Origin of the sequence: Sphingobium psychrophilum (assembly GCF_012927105.1) — a bacterium.
GTDB lineage: Bacteria > Pseudomonadota > Alphaproteobacteria > Sphingomonadales > Sphingomonadaceae > Sphingobium > Sphingobium psychrophilum.
Genome location: NZ_JABBFV010000003.1, coordinates 318,422 through 337,989 on the forward strand (window position 1 = coordinate 318,422; position 19,568 = coordinate 337,989).

Consider the following 19,568-nt stretch of genomic DNA (forward strand, 5'->3'; position numbering starts at 1 on the left):
TGGATGAACTTAGTGCGGGATCGCGCTTTCCGTCGGTCCGAGGTGATGCCCGCTTCATCGCCACCGCCCAAAAAAGAGCCGCCGCCGAATCCTGCGATTCGGCGGCGGCGCATCCTTGGTCGATAGGATCAGGCCGTCAGTATTTCTGGCCGAAGCGGATACCGAAAAATTGCGGCTTGATGGTGAAAGTGCGCGACGATCCCGAACAGAAATCGATCGAGCAGAAGGTGTTGCGCGTCAGCTGCCCCCGCTTGTCGAAGGCGTTCTGGAGGAACAGGGTCAGGCTCCAATTATCCTTCTTGATCCCGCCGGAAAAATCGAAGCTGACGAAGCCCTTGGTATTGCCCAGCAGCGCATTGCTGTCGACGTTCAGATCCTGCGATGCCCCGGTCTGATAGAGCGCAGCGCCCTGCAAATAGGCGCTGTAATCGCCCATATAGGTATCGAAGCGGATCGACGACGTGCCCTTGAACTTGGGCTGGCGCGGCAGGCGGGTGCCGTTGGCCGCGGCAACGGATGGGATAGGCGGATTCGCGCCGACATCGACACCCGGCGCGCAACTGCTGAGCTGGCCAATCGCGGTGCCCGCATCGTTGAGCGCAAAATTGCAGAAGTCGCCCTTCAATTTGCCGTCATTATAGGCGCCAGAGGTCGAGAAGGTGAACTTGCCCAGTTTCAGGTCGGCATCATATTCGATACCTTTGACCACCGCCTTGCCCGCATTGCCGGTCATGCCCGCACCCTGCGCGCCCGCGACGACGACGCTATACTGGATGTTGTTCCACTTCTCATAATAGACCGAGGCGTTGAAGCGGAACATGTTGTTCCATGTGGTCTTCACACCCAGTTCGAAATTGGTCAGCTTTTCCGACTCGAACGGGGCCACATCCACGATCTTGCCCAGGCTGCGGATGCGCAGCGGCCGGTTATAACCACCGGGGCGGAAGCCGGTCGAATAGTTGGCATAGACCATCTTGTCGGGCTGGAACTGCCAGTCGAGCGCGACCTTGTGGGTTTCGCCATCCTCCTTGTAGCGGCCAGTCCCGTCCGCTGCATTGGTATTGGTGTTGATACAGGTCAGGCGCTCGTCGACCGGCAGCGGCGTCGCGCAGCCAACGCCCGCAGCCGATCCCGCAACCCCGGCAAAGCCCTTCACCTTGAAGTCCGTCCAGAAATAGCGGATGCCGCCGGTCAGCTTCAGCGTGGGCGTGATGTTGTAATGGCCTTCGGCGAAGATCGCCTTGTCATGATACAGCTGGTTCTGCTCCGTGATGTAGAAGCCGTCGCCCTTCACCGCCTGCGTGCCCAGCAACATCGTGCCCAGCGGATTGCCGTTGGGATTGATCACGTCGGTCGTGTCGAAAAAGGGATTGCCATCCTCGTCATAGCCGATGCCATACATCGCCGGCACGCCGATCAGGCCGCCCGCCACATCGCCGCCGCCGGTCGCGGTATAGCCGGTGATCGTGTCCAGCCCGCGAATGGCGTAAAAGGTGTTCGTTTCGTTCTTCTGCCGCTGGTAAAAGCCACCGACCGTGACGTCGAACGGCCAGTCCTTCGGCGTGGAGATGCGCAATTCCTGGGTGAATTTGTTCCGGTGGGTGTCAGCGTGATAATATTGCGTCGGGTCGATCAGCGAACATTGCTGCGACGCGCCCGATCCGGTGCAATTGTCGAAAAATTGCAGATAGCTTTCATAGCCCGCGCCGAAACCGTCATAGGTGACGGTGTAATAGGTATAGTCGTTGAGCGTCTTGGTGCGGCGTTTGAAGAAACCGGTGGCCGACACGACATCCCAGTCGCCGATATGGCCATGGATGCTCAGTGCCGCCTGATACCAGCGATCATCATTCTTGGTCTGGTCATAGTCATGGACTTCCAGGTCGCCGACGCGCGGGTCATAACCGAAATAGCCCTTGGACACCTGGCGCTGGCCGGTGAATTGCGGCGTGATTTCCCAATCGTCGGCCGGCTGCCAGAGAATCTGGATGCGGCCGCCAAATTCCTTGATCGTGTTATAATCGTCCTTCGCGATGTCGCTATTGTCGAGCGCGAAATTGGTGTTCGGGTTGTTGTCGCCCAGCGTATAGACGGCCGGGTTGCCGTTGTTGAGCAGGCCGTTGTTGGGCGTATTGTCGATATAACCGCCATCGCGGCGATAATAGCCCATCACGCGCAGCGCCATATTGTCGCCCTGCGGAATGTTGATATAGGATTCGATCTGGCCGCCGAAATCACCCTTGCCATATTTATTGGCTTCGACGTCGTACCCGAATTCGAACTTGTCGAGATTGGGCTTGTTGGTGATCAGGCGGATCGTGCCCGCCAGCGACCCTGCGCCGTAGAGCGTGCCCTGCGGCCCGGCCAGTGCCTCGACCCGCTCCATGTCATAGGCATGGATATCGGGGACTTCGGTGCCGGTGATGGGAATGTCGTCCAGATAATAGCCGACCGAGGCATAGGCACCGCCCGCCGGCACGATGCCGCGGAAGAAGGCGGTGTTGCGGCCCGGCCCGATCCCTTCGAACGACACGGATGGCAGCAGCGCCGCGAAATCGCTCAAACCCTTGACCTGCCGCTGCGCCAGCGTCTCGGCGCCCAGCGCCTGCATGGAGATCGGCACTTTCTGGATCGACTGGGCGCTGCGCGTCGCCGTGACGACAATTTCGGTGAGGCCGCCCCCGGCATCATCGGCAGCGGCGACTGCGGCCGGATCGGCGGTGACCTGCTCGGCCGCAAAGGCGACGGCTGGCACGGACAGGCCCGCCAATATGGTGGTCACCCCCAAAATCTTCATGAACTGCGACCGGCGACGCGACGGGACTTTCATCTTGTTTTGACTCCCCCTTGAATAAACAGCGCCTTCCGCCTCACTCTCCCCGTCCCGCGGTTTTGCCCGCGTGCTTATGACGCACTGCACCCTGCCCTTGGCAGGCATATTAATCCGCTGGCCCTCGCAAAAGCACATGCCCCCGCGACCGGAAACCCAGTGGCTTCCAGACCAGCCGCGCGACCGCGCGACATCCATGATGATATGACTACCCCTTGGACTTTCGCCATTCCATGACGCTTGTCCAGCTTTGATAATGCGGCAACGAAAGCAGGAGTCAACAGCTTAGTTGCAGTCGCTTTCATAGTTTGTTGCGCCGCCGCAAAATCCCGGTCATGCTGCAAGGCAGAAAGGAAATAGGACAGACGATGAACCCTGTTTCGACCGCCGCCGCCCGCCCGCCCCTTCCGCCATGGGCATCGGCGCACGCCGCCATCGCGGCCGGCGATACCGCCAGAGCCATCGCCCTGCTGCAAAGCCTGTTGCGGCAGCAGCCTGCCCTGGCCGCCGGCTGGTTCCTGCTCGCCGCGCAATTGCGCAAGGCGGGCCAAGATCAGGACGCCTGGCGCGCCGACCTGTCCGGCGTCCATGCCTCCTCCCGCGACCGCACCCTGCTCGAAGCCGCAATGGCGATGCATGCAGGCGATCTCGACGCTGCCGACGCCCGGCTGGCGGCCCGCGACGATCCACCCGCGATCCGCATGGTCGGCGAAGTCCAGTGGCGGCGCGGCGACATGAGCGCGGCGCTGGCGCTGGTCGAACGCGCCGTCGCGCTCGCCCCCGGCTTCGACCTGGCGCGCGACTTCCTGATCCGACTGCTGCTCCAGAATAACCGGCTGACCGAAGCGCTGGACCATGCCGACATCCTCGCCGCCTCGCCGATGAAGCATCCCGGCTATGATCTGATCCGCGCTTCCGTGCTGGTGCGGCTGGGCGATCAGGATGGCGCACGGGCGATCTACGAACATCTGCTGGCCATCAAGCCCGACCAGCCGCAGGTCTGGCAGAATCTGGGCCACGCGCTCAAGACGCTGGGGCGGCAGGACGACGCCGTCCACGCCTATCGCCAGGCGGTGGCCCATCAACCGGCCATGGGCGAAGCCTGGTGGAGCCTCGCCAACCTCAAGACCGTGAAGCTGGACGCCGCCGACATCGCCACGATGGCCCGCGCGCTCGCCACCCTCGCGCCGGACGCCGCGACCCGGCAGGAGGATGTCTTCCACCTCCATTTCTCACTGGGCAAGGCGCTGGAGGATGCAGGCGAGGACGAAGCCGCCTTTAGCCATTATGACCAGGGCAATCGCCTGCGCCGCACGATGATCCGCCATGACGCCGCCGAATTGTCCGCCGAAGTAGCCGCCGCGCGCGACACCTTCACCAGCGCCTTCATCGCCGCCCAGGGGACGGGTGGCTGCCCCGCCCCCGACCCGATCTTCATCGTCGGCCTGCCGCGCGCGGGATCGACGCTGGTCGAACAGATCCTCTCCAGCCACAGCCGGGTCGAAGGCACGATGGAGCTGCCGGAGATGATGATGATCGCCGGCCGCCTCCAGTCGCGCATAGACGATGGCGAATTTCCCGATTTCGCGACGATGATCGCCTCGCTCACGCCAGCCGACCGGCTGCGGCTGGGCGAGGAATATATCGATCGGACCCGCGTCCACCGCCAGACCGCCCGGCCGTACTTCATCGACAAGATGCCCAATAATTGGCAGCATGTTGGCCTGATCCAGTTGATCCTGCCCAACGCCCGCATCATCGACGCCCGCCGTCATCCGATGGCTTGCGGCTATTCGGCCTGGAAACAGCATTTCGCCCGTGGCCAGGCGTTCAGCTACGACCTGACCGACATCGGCCTCTATTATCGCGACTATTTCGCCCTGATGGCGGCCTTCGATGCCGCAGCGCCTGGCCGGGTCCACCGCGTCCTCTATGAACAGATGGTCGCCGACACGCCGGGCGAAGTCGCACGCCTGCTCGCCCATCTGAACCTGCCGTTCGAGGATGCCTGCCTCGCCTTCTGGACCAACAAGCGCGCCGTGCGGACCGCCAGCAGCGAACAGGTGCGCCAGCCGATCTTCACAGACGGTGTCGACCATTGGCAACGCTTCATCCCCTGGCTGGGGCCGCTGGAACAGGCATTGGGACCGGCCTTGCTCGACTGGGACCGCTGAAGCCGCCTGCCGCCCGATCGGCGCGCATCGGCGCATTTTCCCCTTGCCCCGGCGGCAATCCCATGCACAAAGCTTGCCAACTGCCGTATGCGTTCCGAAATTTAAGGGGTGCTTAGTCAAACGGCTGCAAGGATAGACGCATGGACGACGTGATGACCCCGGAACGGACGGCGCAACGCCCGCAAATCCCGCAGGAAGTGAGCGACGGCCTGTCGGTCATTTCGATCGCCAAAAGCTATGACAAGCGCGTCGTCCTGTCCGACGTGTCGCTGACCGTGGGCAAGGGGGAGGTCGTCGGCCTGCTCGGCCCCAATGGCGCGGGCAAGACCACCTGCTTCTATTCGGTCATGGGCCTCGTCCGCCCCGATCACGGCCGCATCGTGCTGGACGGGCAGGACATCACCAACCTGCCCATGTATCGCCGCGCCATATTGGGCCTGGGCTATCTCCCGCAGGAAACCTCCATCTTTCGCGGCATGACCGTGGCACAGAATATCAGCGCCGTGCTGGAGCAGGCCGAGCCGGACAAATCCGCCCGCGCCGCCCGGCTGGAGCAGCTGCTCAGCGAGTTCGGCCTTGTCCGCCTGCGCGATTCGGCCGCGATGGCGCTGTCGGGCGGCGAACGCCGCCGCTGCGAAATCGCCCGCGCGCTGGCCGCCAACCCGTCGATCGTGCTGCTGGACGAGCCGTTCGCGGGCATCGATCCGCTCTCCATCGCCGACATTCGCGACCTGGTGAAGGATTTGAAGACCCGCGGCATCGGCGTCCTCATCACCGACCATAATGTGCGCGAGACGCTGGAAATCGTCGACCGCGCCTGCATCATCTATGACGGCCAGGTGCTGTTCGCGGGCAACCCCACCGAACTGGTCGCCAATGCCGACGTCCGCCGCCTCTATCTGGGCGAGAATTTCCAGCTTTGATATGATGCGGGGGCGCGATCTTCTCACGCCGCACCGGCCCACACCCCCAGCCGGTGGCCCGACGTCAGTAGCCTATGGGCGGCCGGGTGAGGGTTCAAACGAGTCACGTGCCTCATTTGAAGGCCGGTGCGGCTCCAGAACGCGCTCTTTCGCGCGTTCTGGCGAAGTAGCGCGATAATGGCGCTCGGCCCCCGCCTCGACATTCGCCAGAGCCAGTCGCTCGTCATGACGCCCCAGCTTCAGCAGGCGATCAAGCTGCTGGCGCTGTCCAATCTGGAAATCGAAGCCTTCGTCGCGGGCGAACTGGAAAAGAACCCGCTGCTCGAACAATCGAGCGGCGACGACGCCCCGCCCACGCCCGACGGCATCGACCGCATCGTGGACACCCCCACCCTGTCCGCAGAAACGGGCGCCAGCGACGATCTGATCGCACAGGGGTTGGGCGGCGCGGACAGCCCGCTCGACATAGATCATGGCGCAAGCAGCTTCATCGACGATGGACCCGGCGACCGCATGGCCGACGCCCATGGCACCGGCGGCGGCGGCATGGACGCGCTGTCGGGCGGCTACAGCGAGGACGCGCCCGATTTCGACAGTTTCGCCGCCCCCGACATCGGCCTTCAGGAACATCTGATGGGGCAGGCCCGCGCCGCGTGCACAGGCATGGACCTGTTCATCGCCACCCAACTCATCGGCCAAATCAGCGAGGCCGGCTATCTGGAGGCGAACCTGCTCCAGACCGCCCACGGCCTCGGCGTCCCCCTGTTCGACGTCGAGCGGGTGCTGGGCGTCATACACACATTCGATCCCACCGGCGTCGGCGCGCGCTCGCTGGCCGAATGTCTGGCGCTCCAGGCGAAGGAGGCCGACCGCCACGATCCCTGCATGGCGCGGCTGCTCGCCAATCTCGACCTGCTGGCCAAGGGCGCGCTGCCCCAGTTGCGCCGCATCTGCGGCGTGGATGAGGAGGATATGGCCGACATGATCGCCGAACTGCGCGGCTATGATCCCAAGCCCGGCCTGCGCTTCGCCAACGATCGCGCCGCCCCGGTCACGCCCGACCTGTTCGTGCGGCCGACCAAGGACGGCTGGGCGATCGAGATCAACAGCGCCACCCTGCCCCGCGTCCTTATCAACCGCAGCTATTATGTCGAACTGTCCACCGGGCCGCAGGACAAGAGCGCCAAGGCGTGGCTCGCCGACTGCCTCGCCAGCGCCAACTGGCTGGTAAAGGCGCTGGACCAGCGGCAAAAGACGATCATCAAGGTGGCGAGCGAGATCGTGCGCAGCCAGGAGGCCTTTTTCCAGCAGGGCGTCGCGCACCTCAAACCCCTGACCCTGCGTGCGGTCGCCGACACGATCGGGATGCACGAAAGCACCGTCAGCCGCGTGACTTCCAACAAATATCTCGCCTGTCCGCGTGGCCTCTACGAACTCAAATATTTCTTCACCAGCGGCGTGTCGTCATCGGGCGGCGATGGGGGCTCCGTCTCGGCCGAAGCGGTCAAGAGCCACATCAAGGCACTGATCGCCGCCGAAGACCCGCAGGCGATCCTGTCCGACGACACTTTGGTCGACCTGCTCCGCGCCAAAGGCATGGACCTGGCCCGCCGCACCGTCGCCAAATATCGCGAGGCGCTGGGGATCGGTTCGTCGGTGCAAAGGCGGCGGCAGAAGGCGTTGAAGGGGAAGGCGGCGTAGGCTGCGCGGAGCCGAATGGCTGCGAGTTAAGCGACGACGGTTGGCGGCCGATTTGGGTGGAAAGGGGACTGGCGGGTTTACAGGAGCAATTGTTGTAGAGCAGTCATAAAATCCACCGTCACCCCAGCGAAGGCTGGGGTCTCAGGCGGCCGCGCGCTACGGTAGGGCATGGCGCGAGGCGGCTACACCTATCATCATGACCAACAAGCCGAGGGGTGTTCTCTATATCGGCGTCACAGCCGACATTGCAGCACGCGCCGAACAAGATCGAAACGGCACTGGTTCGGCTTTTTGCAAAAAATACGGGCTGACCCGCTTGGTTCTAGCCGAGCCACATGATGACATCATGCGCGCCATTACCCGCGAGAAGGCGCTCAAAGCCTGGAAGCGGGAATGGAAAATCCGGCTTGTCGAAGAGAGGAATCCAAGTTGGCGCGATATGTCAGACGCTATCTCGTGACCGCCTGAGACCCCAGCCTTCGCTGGGGTGACGATGAGGGAAACGGCCGCTTCCGGACAAAGGCACACCATGTTTTGAAGGCAAAAAATGGTCGTCTCCAGACCGTTAAGAAGCCTCCCCTCACCCCACCGGGTCGAGCAGGCACCCCCAGCCCGGCTTGAACCGCGCGGTGCGGCTGGCGAGCAGCGGCACGCTGGCTTCCACCGCGCGGCTGTCGGGTAGGTCGGTCAGGCGCACCAATTCCATGCCTGGTTCCTTGTCCGCGTCGCAACTGCCCATGTCGCGCCCTTCGACATAGCGGCAGGAACAGCCGATCCGCGCGCCATAGGCCGCGCCCAGGCGCGCCCGCGCGCTGAGCGTCGTCCATTGCCACGCGACAAGCGCGAGCAGCGCCAGAAGGAGCAAGCCGCCCGATAACCACCATTTCCGTCGAACCACCATGGCCCTTTTCGATTCCGTTGCGTAAGGGCGGCGGCTTATGCCGATCTATAGCCGAATCGTAAAGCGCCTTGGACTGGCGCTGGGCGCCGCGGGCGTCGTGGTCGCCGGGACGCTGGTCGTCCGCGCGGCCCCTGCCCCCGCGCCCGTCTATGCCGTGGCCAGCGACGCCGTCGTGGGCGCAGACGCGCTGCGCGCCGCGATCGACCCGCTGTTCGAGGATGAAGCGATGGGCGAGACGCGCGCCCTGCTGGTGATGCGCGACGGCCAGGTGATCGCGGAGCGCTACGCCCCCGGTTTCAGCCCCGACACTAAATTATTGTCCTGGTCGATCGCCAAGAGCGTGACCGCGGTGCTGGTCGGCCTGATGGTGTCGGACGGGCGGCTGGCGCTCGATTCGTCGGTGCCGGTCGCGGCCTGGAGCCAGCCGGGCGATCCACGCGGCAAGATCACCCTGCGCCAGTTGCTGCAAATGCGGTCAGGGCTGGACCATGTCGAGGATGGCGAACCGATCACCCGTGGCGATACGCCGCGCATGTTGTTCATGGACGGCGCGCAGGACATGCGCGCCTATGCCGAATCCAAGCCGATCGCCCATGCGCCGGGCGCGGTCTTTTCCTATTCGACCGGCAGCAGCGTCATCCTGTCCGACCTGATGACGCGGATGCTGACCAGCAGCGCGGACCCCGCGGTGCGGCGGCGGGCGATGGCGACGTTCATCGACGGGCGGCTGAAGGCACCGGGCAACCTGCCCAGCCTGACTCCCGAATATGATGCGGCGGGCACGATGATCGGCGGCAGCATATTGCACATGACCGGGCGCGATTATGGGCGCTTTGGCGAATTGCTGCGCAACCACGGCCGATCGCCCAACGGCCATCAGATATTGCCGGAAAAATGGGTCGATTTCATGCGCACGCCATCGCCGCGCAACCCCGCCTATGGCGCGCATCTGTGGCTCAACCGGGAAAGCAGCGAGAGCGCCCTGATGCCGGGCCGCGCGCCCGACAGCCTGTTCGGCTGCGTCGGGCATAACGGGCAATATATATTGATCTCCCCATCGCAGCGGTTGACCGTGGTGCGGATCGGCATGTCGCCAGAGAAGGAACAGCGCGCCGCGGTGCGCGGCGCGCTGGCGCGGTTGATGGGGTTGTTTCCGGGGTAGGGACAGCCGGTCTTACCTACATCCGTTCGGGCTGAGCCTGTCGAAGCCCTGCCTTCTTCCGGCGTGGTAAAAAAGAACAGCCCTTCGACAGGCTCAGGGCGAACGGAATGGGTGTCAGAGAAAAAAGCGCCCTTCGATCACGGTACGGCATTGACCGGTCAGGATGACGCGGTCCCCGGCCAGGGTGCAGCCCAGCCGCCCGCCCCGCGCCGATGCCTGATAGGCGCTGAGTTGCGCCTTACCCAGCCGCGCAGCCCAGAAGGGCACGAGCAGGCTATGCGCCGATCCGGTGACGGGGTCTTCGTCCACGCCGCCGCCCGGCACGAAGACCCGGCTGACGATATCTCTGTCCTCGCCCGGCCCCGAACCCCTTGCCGTGGCGATCAGCATGACATCGCCATGGCGCTTGAGCGCCGCGAAATCGGGGGTGAGTGCGCGCACGGCGGCAGCATCGGGGAAGAGGAAAAGGCTGTAGCCGCCATCGTGCCAGTGTGATTCGACCGGTGCGCCGCCGAGGCCTGCCGCCAGCTCCGGCAGCGCCTTGGCCGCCATGTCCCAGGCGGGGAGCGACAACGCATAGCCATCGCCATTGCGCGTGACGGTAAGGATGCCGGAATGGCGGGTACGGAAACGGATCTCTTCCCCCTGTAGCAACACATGCCCGCTGGCCAGCGTCGCATGGCCGCACAGTTTCACCTCCACCGTCGGGGTGAACCAGCGCAGGGCGTAATCTGCATCGGGATCATCCGACGTCGGCACGGTAAAGGCGGTTTCGGAAAGGTTATTCTCCGCCGCAATGGCCTGAAGTACAGCGTCGTCGAGCCAGGCGTCGAGCGGCATCACCGCGGCGGGATTGCCGGTGAAGGCCGCGTCGGCAAAGGCATCGACCTGGGTGAAGGCTAGGCTGGTCACGGGTCTGGTCATGGGCTGATCCTTATGCATTTGCGCCGTGATGGCGCGGCGGGATGGCCAAGAACAGGGCCAGTTCAGCCCAGAAGGACTAATGCGCTGCACACCGCGAGGCCAACGACGATGTTGATCGGCACGCCGATCCGCACGAAATCGGCAAAGCGATAATCGCCCGCGGCATAGACCAGCGCATTGGTCTGATAGCCGATCGGCGTTGCGAAACAGGCCGATGCGCCGATCATCAGCGCGATCACCAAGGGGCGCGGCTCCACGCCCAACTGGTGCGCCAGCGCGATGGTGATCGGCGTCAGCAGCGCCGCCACCGCATTGTTGCTGAGCAGTTCCGACAGGATGAGGGCCGCGAAATAGACGATGAAGACAAGCGTCCAGGCCGGTGCGACCTCCATCAATGGCGTGATCCAGCCGACCATCAGCGTGACGCTGCCCGCCTGCTCCAGCGCCAGCCCCACGGCCAGCATCGCGAAGATCAGGATCAGCGTGTCGCCATCGATCGCGCCCCAGGCTTCTTCCGGGTCGATGCAGCGGGTGACCAGGATCAGGCCGACCGCGATCACGGCGGCCATGCCGATGCCCACCACGTCGAAGGCGGACAGCAGCACCGCGCCCGCCATCGCCGCCATCGCGATCCACGCCTTGCGCGGGCGGAAGGCGCGGGTGCGGCTGATGTCGACGCCGATCAGGTGTGGATTATCCTTCAGCGCGCGCATGGCATCGTCACCGCCGGCCACCAGCAACCGGTCCGCGCCGCGAACGCGCGTTTCGGCGAGGTCCGGACCCGGCAAATGCCGCGCGCGATGGATGCCGATGATCCGCACCCGCAGCGCATGAAGGAAAGGAATGTCGCCCAACCGCTCGCCGATCGACGGGTGGCTGGGCGCGACCATCGCCTCGACGACGGTGCCGTCCTGCGCGCTGGTGCGCGAATCGGCGGCGACGCCCAGCTCGAACTGGCCCGATTCGCGCAGCGTCATGATCGCCGCGCCATCCGCCCGCACGATCAGATGGTCGCCGGATCGCAATTCCTCCGTCTCCAGCCCCTGCCGCCTTATGTCACCGCTCCGTTTGAGGCCGAGCAATTGCACCGATCGTCCGAACAGCCCCAAAGCGCCGATTTCGCGCCCGATATCCTCGCTGTCCTGCGGCACGACCAGTTCGGTCAGATAATCCTGCACCGCCGTCCCGCCATTCTCGCCCGCGATCGACGGAGGGTCGCTGGGCAGCAGGAAGGATAGGCAGAGCAGCGCCACGATGCCCGCCGCAGCGCCCGCCGCGCCATAAAGCGTGATGTCGAAAATGCCGAACCGGTCCATGCCCTGATCGGCGGCGATACCGGCGACGACCAGGTTCGTGGAGGTGCCGACCAGCGTCAGGCAGCCGCCCAGCACCGCGATGACGTTCATCGGGATCAACAGCTTCTTGACCGGGTAGCCGGTCGCCTGCGCCAGTTTGAACATGATCGGGATCAACAGCACGACGACCGGCGTGTTGTTGAGGAAGGCCGACAGCAGCAGCGCACCCAGCGCCACTTCGGCCAGCGCAATGCGCGGATGCCGCTCCGCACGGGTCATGATGAGGTCGGCGACGCGGCCGATGACGCCGGTGCGCACCAGCGCGCCCGACAGGACGAACATTGCGCCCACCGTCAGCGGCGCACTGTTCGAAAAGACGGAGAACATCGCCTTTTCATCCAGCATCCCGAATATGCCATAGGCGCAGGCGCCGACCACGGCGATGACGGTTGGCGAATAGCGTTCGCGCACGAAGGCGACGAACATGCAGGCGAGGATCAGCAGGCCGATTTCCGCGCGGTAGACGCCCAGCAGCGCGGTGATGAAATGCATAGAATCCCCCGTCGGATCGCGTGGTCGCGTGTCCATCCACGGGTGGAACGAAATGGGCCAGCCATGGTTGCATGGCTGGCCCGTGTCGCGGCGTTTAGGGACGTTTTGACCGTCAATTCACACTTTTTAATCGCAGCGTTTTTCGAGAAAAACGCTTTGGCGCGTAATGACGCTCCCTGTGCTTACGCTCTGCCGCTTGCCCTCTCGCGGGCGATGTTCGTCATGCTATCGTAGTGGAGCCGAGTCGTCTCGCATCGAATCGACATTGGGCGCGGGATTCGCGCGGCTCGCCGCGTCGAAGTTGCCGACCTCCGTTCGTTTCGATCGCAGTCGAGAAACGGGCAACGCCGCGCTACACGCTTCTCGACACGCTCGAAGCGAACGGGCTTGGAGTTATTCCTTTTCCTCACCACATTGCGCGCGGTGCAGCAGCTTCTGGTCGGCCAGCACCAGCGCCATCATCGCCTCGACCACCGGCACGCCGCGAATACCGACGCAGGGATCGTGACGGCCCTTGGTGATGATGTTGGACGCTTCGCCTTCCCGCGTCACCGTTTCGACCGGGATCAGGATCGAGCTGGTCGGCTTGAAGGCGATGCGCACCTTGACCGGCTGGCCGGTGGCAATGCCCCCGGCGATGCCGCCGGCATGGTTGGCAAGGAAGACCGGGCCGTCGTTACCGGGGCGCATCGGGTCCGCATTCTGCTCGCCGCGCAGGTTGGCGGCGGCGAAACCGTCGCCGATCTCGACGCCCTTGACCGCGTTGATGCTCATCATCGCGCTCGCCAGTTCGCTGTCGAGCTTGGCATAGAGCGGCGCCCCCCAACCGGCGGGGACGCCCGATGCGATACATTCGACCACCGCGCCGAGCGAAGAGCCATCCAGCCGCGCATCGTCGACCAGCTTTTCCCAGCGCTTCGCCGCTTCCGCGTCAGGGCAAAAGAAGGGGTTCTGGCCGATCTGCGATGGGTCGAAATTCGCATAATCGATCGCGTCGCCACCGATGGCGCTGACATAGGCGAAGATATCCACTTCAGGGATGACCGCGCGCGCGACCGCGCCCGCCGCGACCCGGCTGGCCGTCTCGCGTGCCGAGGAGCGCCCACCGCCGCGATAGTCGCGAAAGCCATATTTTGCGTCATAGGCGTAATCGGCATGGCCGGGGCGGTATGCCTTGGCGACGTCCGAATAATCCTTCGACCGCTGGTCGGTATTCTCGATCATCAGGCTGATCGGCGTGCCGGTGGTCCGCCCTTCGAACACGCCCGACAGGATGCGCACTTCGTCCGCTTCGCGCCGCTGGGTGGTGAATTTTGACGTGCCGGGCTTGCGCAGGTCCAGCCATGGCTGGATGTCGCTTTCGCTGAGCGACAAACCCGGCGGGCACCCGTCCACCACCGCACCGATGGCAGGACCATGGCTTTCGCCCCAGGTGGTGAAGCGGAAGACGCGACCGAAACTGTTGAAACTCATTCTGCTGCTTCGCTATCCCAATCGGAGCCGAAACGCTGCGCCATATAGCGCAGGCTGCCGAAACGGCCGGCCATCAGGCCCTCCACGGTCAAGTCGGCGTCCAGTTCTTCCCAATGCAGGCCGAATCCGGCCCCTGCAATCTCGACCTTGTCCAGTTGATCGGCGCTCGCCTGCTCCAGCCCTTGCCCCAAGGTGGCCGGGAAGGAGAAGGTGGCCCCGCTGACCAGATCGATCACGACATGGCCGCTGTCCCGGTCATAGCGCGCAGCACGAGCGCGCGGCTTGATCGCCAGATCATGCTCGCCGCGCCTGACGGCTTCTTCGAACTGCGTCTGGGTCAACTCACCCATGAATGTCTCGCCACCTTTCGAGCAGATAGTCCCGCTTTTCTCGCACAATATAGAGAGCGCGTCGACTCTCGCGCCGGTCTGCCCCGACGATCCGCACCACTTCTGCCGAACCATCCTGCCCCAAAAGGGCGATCCTGGTTTCGCCATCCCCGAACACATGAACATGCGGCGGCGGATGGTCATCCGTGTAGATCACAACCCGCAGATTGCCTTCACGCAGGACCGTCGGCACGTTTCCTAGTTATCCAGCGCGATGTCCGGTGCGTCTTCGGCCTTCATGCCGATGACGTTATAGCCCGCATCGACATGGTGGATTTCACCGGTCACCCCCGATGCCAGGTCCGACAGCAGGTACAGGCCAGCGCCGCCCACATCTTCGATCGTGACGTTCCGGCGCAGCGGCGAGTTCAGCTCGTTCCATTTGAGGATATAGCGGAAATCGCCGATGCCGCTGGCGGCCAGCGTCTTGATCGGTCCGGCGGAAATCGCGTTGACGCGGATATTTTCCGGCCCCAGATCCATCGCCAGATATTTGACGGAGGTTTCCAGCGCCGCCTTCGCCACGCCCATGACGTTATAATGGGGGATGACCTTTTCCGCGCCATAATAGGACAGGGTCAGGATGCTGCCACCGTTGGGCATCAAAGCGCGCGCGCGCTTCGTGACTGCCACAAAACTGTAAGCAGACACGTTCATGGTCAGCAGGAAATTCTCCAGGCTGGTGTCGACATATAGGCCGCGCAGCTCGTTCTTGTCGGAAAAGCCGATCGCATGGACGACGAAGTCGAGGCCGCCCCAACGTGCTTCGATCTCGGCAAAGGCCGCGTCCAGCTTGTCCATGTCGGTGACGTCGCAGTCGATGAGGAAATCCGACCCGACCTGTTCCGCCAGCGGCCGCACCCGCTTCGCCAGCGCGTCGCCCTGGTAGGAAAAGGCCAGTTCCGCGCCATGCGCGTGCAATTGCTGGGCAATGCCCCAGGCGAGCGACTTGTCGTTCGCCAGCCCCATGATGAGGCCGCGTTTTCCTGCCATCAAGCCGTTCATATCGTCGTTCCGTTCCCTGGGTCTTTCGCCGCCGCCTCCAGTTCCTCTTCGGGAAATTCCGCCAGCGCCGCATTCAATTCCGCGCCAATTACCACGCCAAGCCCAACGAGAAAGAAAAAAATGAGGCTGATCATCACGCCCGCCAGGCTGCCATAGGTGCGACCATAGCCGCCCAGCAGCGACAGGGTCGGCGGCAACAGCAGGACGGTGCCATACCACCAGAGCGATGTCGCCACCGCGCCGGGCCATTTGGGGAAGCGGCGGGACTTGTAGAGGGTAGGCGTCAAGGCCGCGAACAACGACCATAGCGCCAGGCAGGTGATCGCCATCGGCACCAGCTTGGCCGATGCGACCAGACCGATGGCGTCATCCGCCCAGGGCAGAATATTGGTGAGGAATTGGTCGAGGCCAGTGATCGCGACCTGCAACGAGAAGGCGAACATCAGTGCGAAGACGCTGACCAGCGTAATGCCGATCGCGCCCAGGCGATAGCGCCAGAAGGGCTTGGTGCTTTTGGTGCCATAGGCGCGGCGCAATATGTCGCGGATCGTTTCGATCAGACTGCCCACCGTCCACAGGCCGACGAGGCCGCCGAGCCACAACAACGGCCCGCTGCGCGCGGTCAGCACGTCGCTGATCGGCTGGCGCACCACATCGGCGACGCCGCGCGGGACCGTCGTCAGGAAGGCGTTGACCGCCTGCACCCCGTCATGGGTGCGACCAAAGATGCTGGCTACCGCCGCCGCGACGATGAAGAAGGGAAACAGCGTCATCAGCGACAGATAGGCGAGGTTCCCGGCGTGGATGAAGCCGTCGCTATAGGTGCCAACCGCGACCCGCTTTGCCACCTCGAAAATATGCGATCCCGGCCTGACCCGGTCCATCTGCCGATGGAAGTGCGCGCGCGCGCCATGCCCATGCTGACGACGGGATTCGGGCGACAGGGGCGATGGCATCGGCATGGATGGCCTAACGCATCACACGCCCAGATGGGCGCGCACCGGCCGTTCGTCCTGCCAGCTTTCGACCAGCGCCTTGATCGCCGGGTCGTCGGCCGGCACGTCGATCTGGATCGTCACCAGCTGGTCGCCGCGCTGGCCATCCTTGCCGGTAAAGCCCTTGCCGCGCAGGCGCAGCGTCTTGCCGGAGGATGTACCCGCGGTCACGCCCAGCATCACCGGCCCGTCCACGGTCGGCACCTTGACCTTGCCGCCCTTCACCGCCTCATCGAGCGTGATGGGCAGGTCGAGCAGCACATTGTCGCCGTCGCGCGTGAAGAAGGGGTGCGGCTTGACCTCGATCGTGACGATCGCATCGCCCGCCCCGCCCGGCCCGGCCTGCCCCTTGCCCGAGAGGCGCATCTGGGTGCCGCTTTCCACCCCGGCGGGCAGCTTCAGGTCGATGGTCTTGCCGTCCTGCAAGGTGATCCGCTGGGGCGCGAGGGTCGCCGCATCGGTGAACTGCACCGCCAGCCGATAGGCGACATTGGCGCCCTTTGACGGCGGCGCCTGCCGACCGAAACCGCCGCCCGCGCCCGCACGACGGCCCGCGCCACCGAACAGCCCTTCGAAAATATCGCCGAAATCCGCGCCGCCCGGCTGGCCACCACCGGGCTGACCGCGAAAACCACCACCGCCGCCGCCATAGCCGAAGGGGGCTGCCGGATTGCCATCGCCGTCAATCTCCCCCCGGTCGAAACGGGCGCGCTTGTCCTTGTCGGACAGCAGGTCATAGGCGTTGGTCACGGCGGAAAACTTGTCCGCCGCCTTCGGGTTATCCTTGTTCTTGTCGGGGTGCAGTTCCTTGGCGAGCTTGCGATAGGCGGATTTGATCTCCGCCTCGGTCGCGCTGCGCGTCACACCCAAAAGGGAATAGGGATCGGCCATCATTCTACCTGTTGCACAAAAGCATCACTTGCCGACTATGTGGACGATGCCGCGCCGACATTCAAGCCGGGGATGTCCCCGAATGCCTGCCATACCCCGCATGGGGTATGCGCATAACCCTTTGGCCTGTTACCGACCTACCGCCCGCCGGGGGATGGCGGGACAATTGGGGGCTTAACATATATGCAGAAATTTGGATGGAGCGCGCTTGGCGCCGTAGCAGCGCTGTGGGCGATCGCACCTGTCGCACAGGCGCAGGTCGGGCCGCCGCCGCCCTCGCCGCAGCAGTTGGACGACATTGAAAGCCTGTTCCGCATCGGCGTGACGCTGGGCGTGGGTGGCGGCGCGACGATCACCGACAGCTATGGCCTGGACATCGCCAATGACGGCCAGGATTTCATGAATCCGCAGCGGCTGCGCGAACGCTATGGCGCGCGCTACAACGACCGGCTGCCGGTCAGCGGCGTGATCGATTTTCGCGGCCTGCCCATTTATGGTTTCTACGACACCAACAGCGCGGTGTTCCGCATCGCCATCCCCGCGCTCGATGCGGAAGGCGAAGTCTATCAGAATCGCTTCAACGGGGTGACGCGCCAGGCGTCCTACGACCTGTTCGACAGCTATCTCAACGATATCGACAGCGCAGAGGCCGAACGGCTGGTCCGCCTTCTGCTCAAGTCGCTGGCGCGCTATTCGCCGGTCGATCCGCTCGCGGGCAATCCCGGTTCGGTGCAGAGCGGCCTGGTCCGATCGAGCCTGGACCTGTCGTCGGGCGATTCGGCGATCGAGCAGGATGCGGCCAATAGCGGCGGCACCAACACGGCGGGCGACCCCTGGATCATGGGCGCCAATTATAGCGGCGGATCGTCGAATGGCGGCCGTTACGACTTCATGCGGGTAGACGGGCGCGTCGCCCGCAGCTTTCGCCTGACCGAAGGCGGCCGCGCGTTGCTGAAATTCGACCTGCCGGTCAGCTATTCGGAAGTGAACGGCGCGCGCGCCGCCACCGCCCAGTTCGGCGTAGGCGTAGAATTTCCGGTCATCGCGCGCCGCTGGTCGCTGGAGCCGCGTGTGGGCTATGGCATCACGGCGTCGGATCAGCTGGGATCGGTCGGCAACATGTTGTCGACCACCATCGCCAGCCGCTATGTGCTCGATGGTCTGGGCCGCGGGCGGCTCGTGATCGGCAACATGGTCGGCTATACCACAACGCTGAGCACCGGCATCACTGGCTACAACGTCAATCCGGGCTTGAAGAACTGGGCGTTCCGCAACGGCCTGGCCTATGACCTGCCGCTCAAATTCCGCGGCCTGGGGCGCAACACGTCGGCGCGGGTCAGCTATACGTTGACCAACTATGCCGGCGACAAGCTCTATTATGACACTTTCCATGAAGTGACGCTGTCGCTGGGCCTGCGCGGCCGTGAGGAAAGCGCGCGCAACGCCCGCGACCTCATCCGCCTGAACATGAACCTGATCAAAGCGGGCAGCTATACCAGCTGGTCGGCGGGCCTTGGCTTCCGCTTCTGATCCTGACACGCGATCCGGGGTGGCCGCTCGCCGCCCCGAATGGCGCTTCGCCTGATCGACAACGGCGTATCGACAGCAGCGGGGCCGCCGCTTAAGGGTCGGGCATGACCGATCCCTTCACCCTGTTCGACGAGTGGTACGCGCAGGCGCGCGACACCGAAATCAACGATAGCAACGCCATGGCGCTGGCCACCGCCGATGCGCGCGGGCGGCCGTCCGTCCGCATGGTGCTGCTCAAGGGCCATGGCCCCGACGGTTTCGTCTTCTACACCAATTTCGAAGGGCGCAAGGCGGGCGATCTGCTGGAAAACCCCCATGCCGCGCTGCTTTTCCACTGGAAATCGCTGCGCCGCCAGATCCGCATCGAAGGGGCGGTCGGCCCGGTCGACGATGCCACCGCCGACGCCTATTTCGCGACCCGCAGCCGTGACAGCCAGCTGGGCGCCTGGGCATCCGACCAGTCCCGCCCCCTGCCCGACCGGCAGACCTTCATGGACCGGTTCGACACGGTCAGCGCCCGCTTCGAAGGCGGCCCGGTGCCGCGCCCGCCGCACTGGTCGGGCTTCCGCCTCACCCCCGAACGGATCGAGTTCTGGCAGGATCGCGAACATCGGCTGCACGAACGCCGCCTGTTCGAACGGGCCGGCGACAGATGGAGCGAAGGGCTGCTCTACCCCTGAGCGGGCACGGCTAAGAGTCTTCTGTGGTTGCCGCCCGTGAGGCAAGAAGTTTTTGAACCGGTGAACAGGTGATCGAGCGCGGTCTTCTGTCAGGCCTTTGATTGCAGCGTTTTCCAGAAGCCGCTGGCCGGTATGGTGATCCG

At 64.3% G+C, this 19,568-nt stretch carries 17 protein-coding genes; 7 read left to right on the plus strand and 10 right to left on the minus strand.

Annotation, left to right across the window (positions count from 1 at the left end; all coding sequences use genetic code 11):
- Window positions 1–136: 136 nt before the first annotated feature.
- Window positions 137–2,797, minus strand: coding sequence for a TonB-dependent receptor (locus HHL08_RS06560; protein ID WP_169571669.1), 2,661 nt, complete (start codon window positions 2,795–2,797; stop codon window positions 137–139).
- Window positions 2,798–3,198: 401 nt separating this feature from the next.
- On the opposite strand from HHL08_RS06560, the gene HHL08_RS06565 reads away from it, so the two are divergent.
- From HHL08_RS06565 to HHL08_RS06580, 4 genes are all read left to right on the plus strand, one after another.
- Window positions 3,199–5,004 carry a tetratricopeptide repeat-containing sulfotransferase family protein gene (locus HHL08_RS06565; RefSeq protein WP_235954959.1) on the plus strand — a complete coding sequence of 602 codons (1,806 nt, stop codon included), beginning with the start codon at window positions 3,199–3,201 and terminating at the stop codon, window positions 5,002–5,004.
- 140 nt (window positions 5,005–5,144) lie between these two features.
- Entirely contained in the window at window positions 5,145–5,927 is a 783-nt protein-coding gene (lptB, locus tag HHL08_RS06570; protein WP_169571671.1) for an LPS export ABC transporter ATP-binding protein, read from the plus strand.
- Between the two features lie 177 nt (window positions 5,928–6,104).
- The gene (gene rpoN, locus HHL08_RS06575; protein ID WP_169571672.1) at window positions 6,105–7,628 is read left to right on the plus strand and encodes an RNA polymerase factor sigma-54; all 1,524 of its coding nucleotides are present in this window, start codon (window positions 6,105–6,107) and stop codon (window positions 7,626–7,628) included.
- Window positions 7,629–7,824: 196 nt separating this feature from the next.
- The gene (locus HHL08_RS06580) at window positions 7,825–8,088 is read left to right on the plus strand and encodes a GIY-YIG nuclease family protein (protein ID WP_169571673.1); all 264 of its coding nucleotides are present in this window, start codon (window positions 7,825–7,827) and stop codon (window positions 8,086–8,088) included.
- A 120-nt stretch (window positions 8,089–8,208) separates the two neighbouring features.
- Here HHL08_RS06580 and HHL08_RS06585 read toward each other — a convergent pair whose 3' ends face one another.
- Window positions 8,209–8,529 (minus strand): hypothetical protein, encoded by a 321-nt coding sequence (locus tag HHL08_RS06585; protein WP_169571674.1) that lies wholly within the window; start codon window positions 8,527–8,529, stop codon window positions 8,209–8,211.
- Window positions 8,530–8,566: 37 nt separating this feature from the next.
- Between HHL08_RS06585 and HHL08_RS06590 the strand changes: the two genes are divergently transcribed.
- Window positions 8,567–9,691 carry a serine hydrolase domain-containing protein gene (locus HHL08_RS06590; protein WP_169571675.1) on the plus strand — a complete coding sequence of 375 codons (1,125 nt, stop codon included), beginning with the start codon at window positions 8,567–8,569 and terminating at the stop codon, window positions 9,689–9,691.
- A 114-nt stretch (window positions 9,692–9,805) separates the two neighbouring features.
- On the opposite strand, the gene HHL08_RS06595 is transcribed toward HHL08_RS06590, so the two are convergent.
- The 8 genes from HHL08_RS06595 to HHL08_RS06630 all read right to left on the minus strand — a co-directional run bounded on the left by HHL08_RS06595 (window position 9,806) and on the right by HHL08_RS06630 (window position 17,215).
- The gene (locus HHL08_RS06595; RefSeq protein ID WP_169571709.1) at window positions 9,806–10,603 is read right to left on the minus strand and encodes a PhzF family phenazine biosynthesis protein; all 798 of its coding nucleotides are present in this window, start codon (window positions 10,601–10,603) and stop codon (window positions 9,806–9,808) included.
- A 74-nt stretch (window positions 10,604–10,677) separates the two neighbouring features.
- Entirely contained in the window at window positions 10,678–12,462 is a 1,785-nt protein-coding gene (locus HHL08_RS06600; protein WP_169571676.1) for an SLC13 family permease, read from the minus strand.
- A gap of 393 nt (window positions 12,463–12,855) precedes the next feature.
- Window positions 12,856–13,935 (minus strand): chorismate synthase, encoded by a 1,080-nt coding sequence (gene aroC / locus HHL08_RS06605; protein ID WP_169571677.1) that lies wholly within the window; start codon window positions 13,933–13,935, stop codon window positions 12,856–12,858.
- Window positions 13,932–14,285, minus strand: a complete 354-nt coding sequence (locus tag HHL08_RS06610) for a DUF2442 domain-containing protein (protein ID WP_169571678.1) — start codon at window positions 14,283–14,285, stop codon at window positions 13,932–13,934. The genes aroC and HHL08_RS06610 overlap by 4 nt, the downstream gene beginning before the upstream one ends.
- Entirely contained in the window at window positions 14,278–14,517 is a 240-nt protein-coding gene (locus HHL08_RS06615) for a DUF4160 domain-containing protein (RefSeq protein ID WP_169571679.1), read from the minus strand. The genes HHL08_RS06610 and HHL08_RS06615 overlap by 8 nt, the downstream gene beginning before the upstream one ends.
- A gap of 5 nt (window positions 14,518–14,522) precedes the next feature.
- On the minus strand, window positions 14,523–15,329 hold the full coding sequence (fabI, locus tag HHL08_RS06620; protein ID WP_169571680.1) for an enoyl-ACP reductase FabI: 807 nt from the start codon (window positions 15,327–15,329) through the stop codon (window positions 14,523–14,525).
- Window positions 15,326–16,291 carry a YihY/virulence factor BrkB family protein gene (locus tag HHL08_RS06625; protein WP_169571681.1) on the minus strand — a complete coding sequence of 322 codons (966 nt, stop codon included), beginning with the start codon at window positions 16,289–16,291 and terminating at the stop codon, window positions 15,326–15,328. The genes fabI and HHL08_RS06625 overlap by 4 nt, the downstream gene beginning before the upstream one ends.
- 15 nt (window positions 16,292–16,306) lie before the next feature.
- Window positions 16,307–17,215 (minus strand): DnaJ C-terminal domain-containing protein, encoded by a 909-nt coding sequence (locus tag HHL08_RS06630; protein ID WP_169571710.1) that lies wholly within the window; start codon window positions 17,213–17,215, stop codon window positions 16,307–16,309.
- Between the two features lie 183 nt (window positions 17,216–17,398).
- Between HHL08_RS06630 and HHL08_RS06635 the strand changes: the two genes are divergently transcribed.
- Together HHL08_RS06635 and pdxH are read left to right on the plus strand one after the other, a co-directional pair.
- Complete coding sequence (locus HHL08_RS06635) at window positions 17,399–18,745, plus strand: hypothetical protein (RefSeq protein ID WP_169571682.1); 1,347 nt, start codon at window positions 17,399–17,401, stop codon at window positions 18,743–18,745.
- Window positions 18,746–18,849: 104 nt separating this feature from the next.
- Window positions 18,850–19,425 carry a pyridoxamine 5'-phosphate oxidase gene (gene pdxH / locus HHL08_RS06640; RefSeq protein WP_169571683.1) on the plus strand — a complete coding sequence of 192 codons (576 nt, stop codon included), beginning with the start codon at window positions 18,850–18,852 and terminating at the stop codon, window positions 19,423–19,425.
- Window positions 19,426–19,568 lie beyond the last annotated feature (143 nt).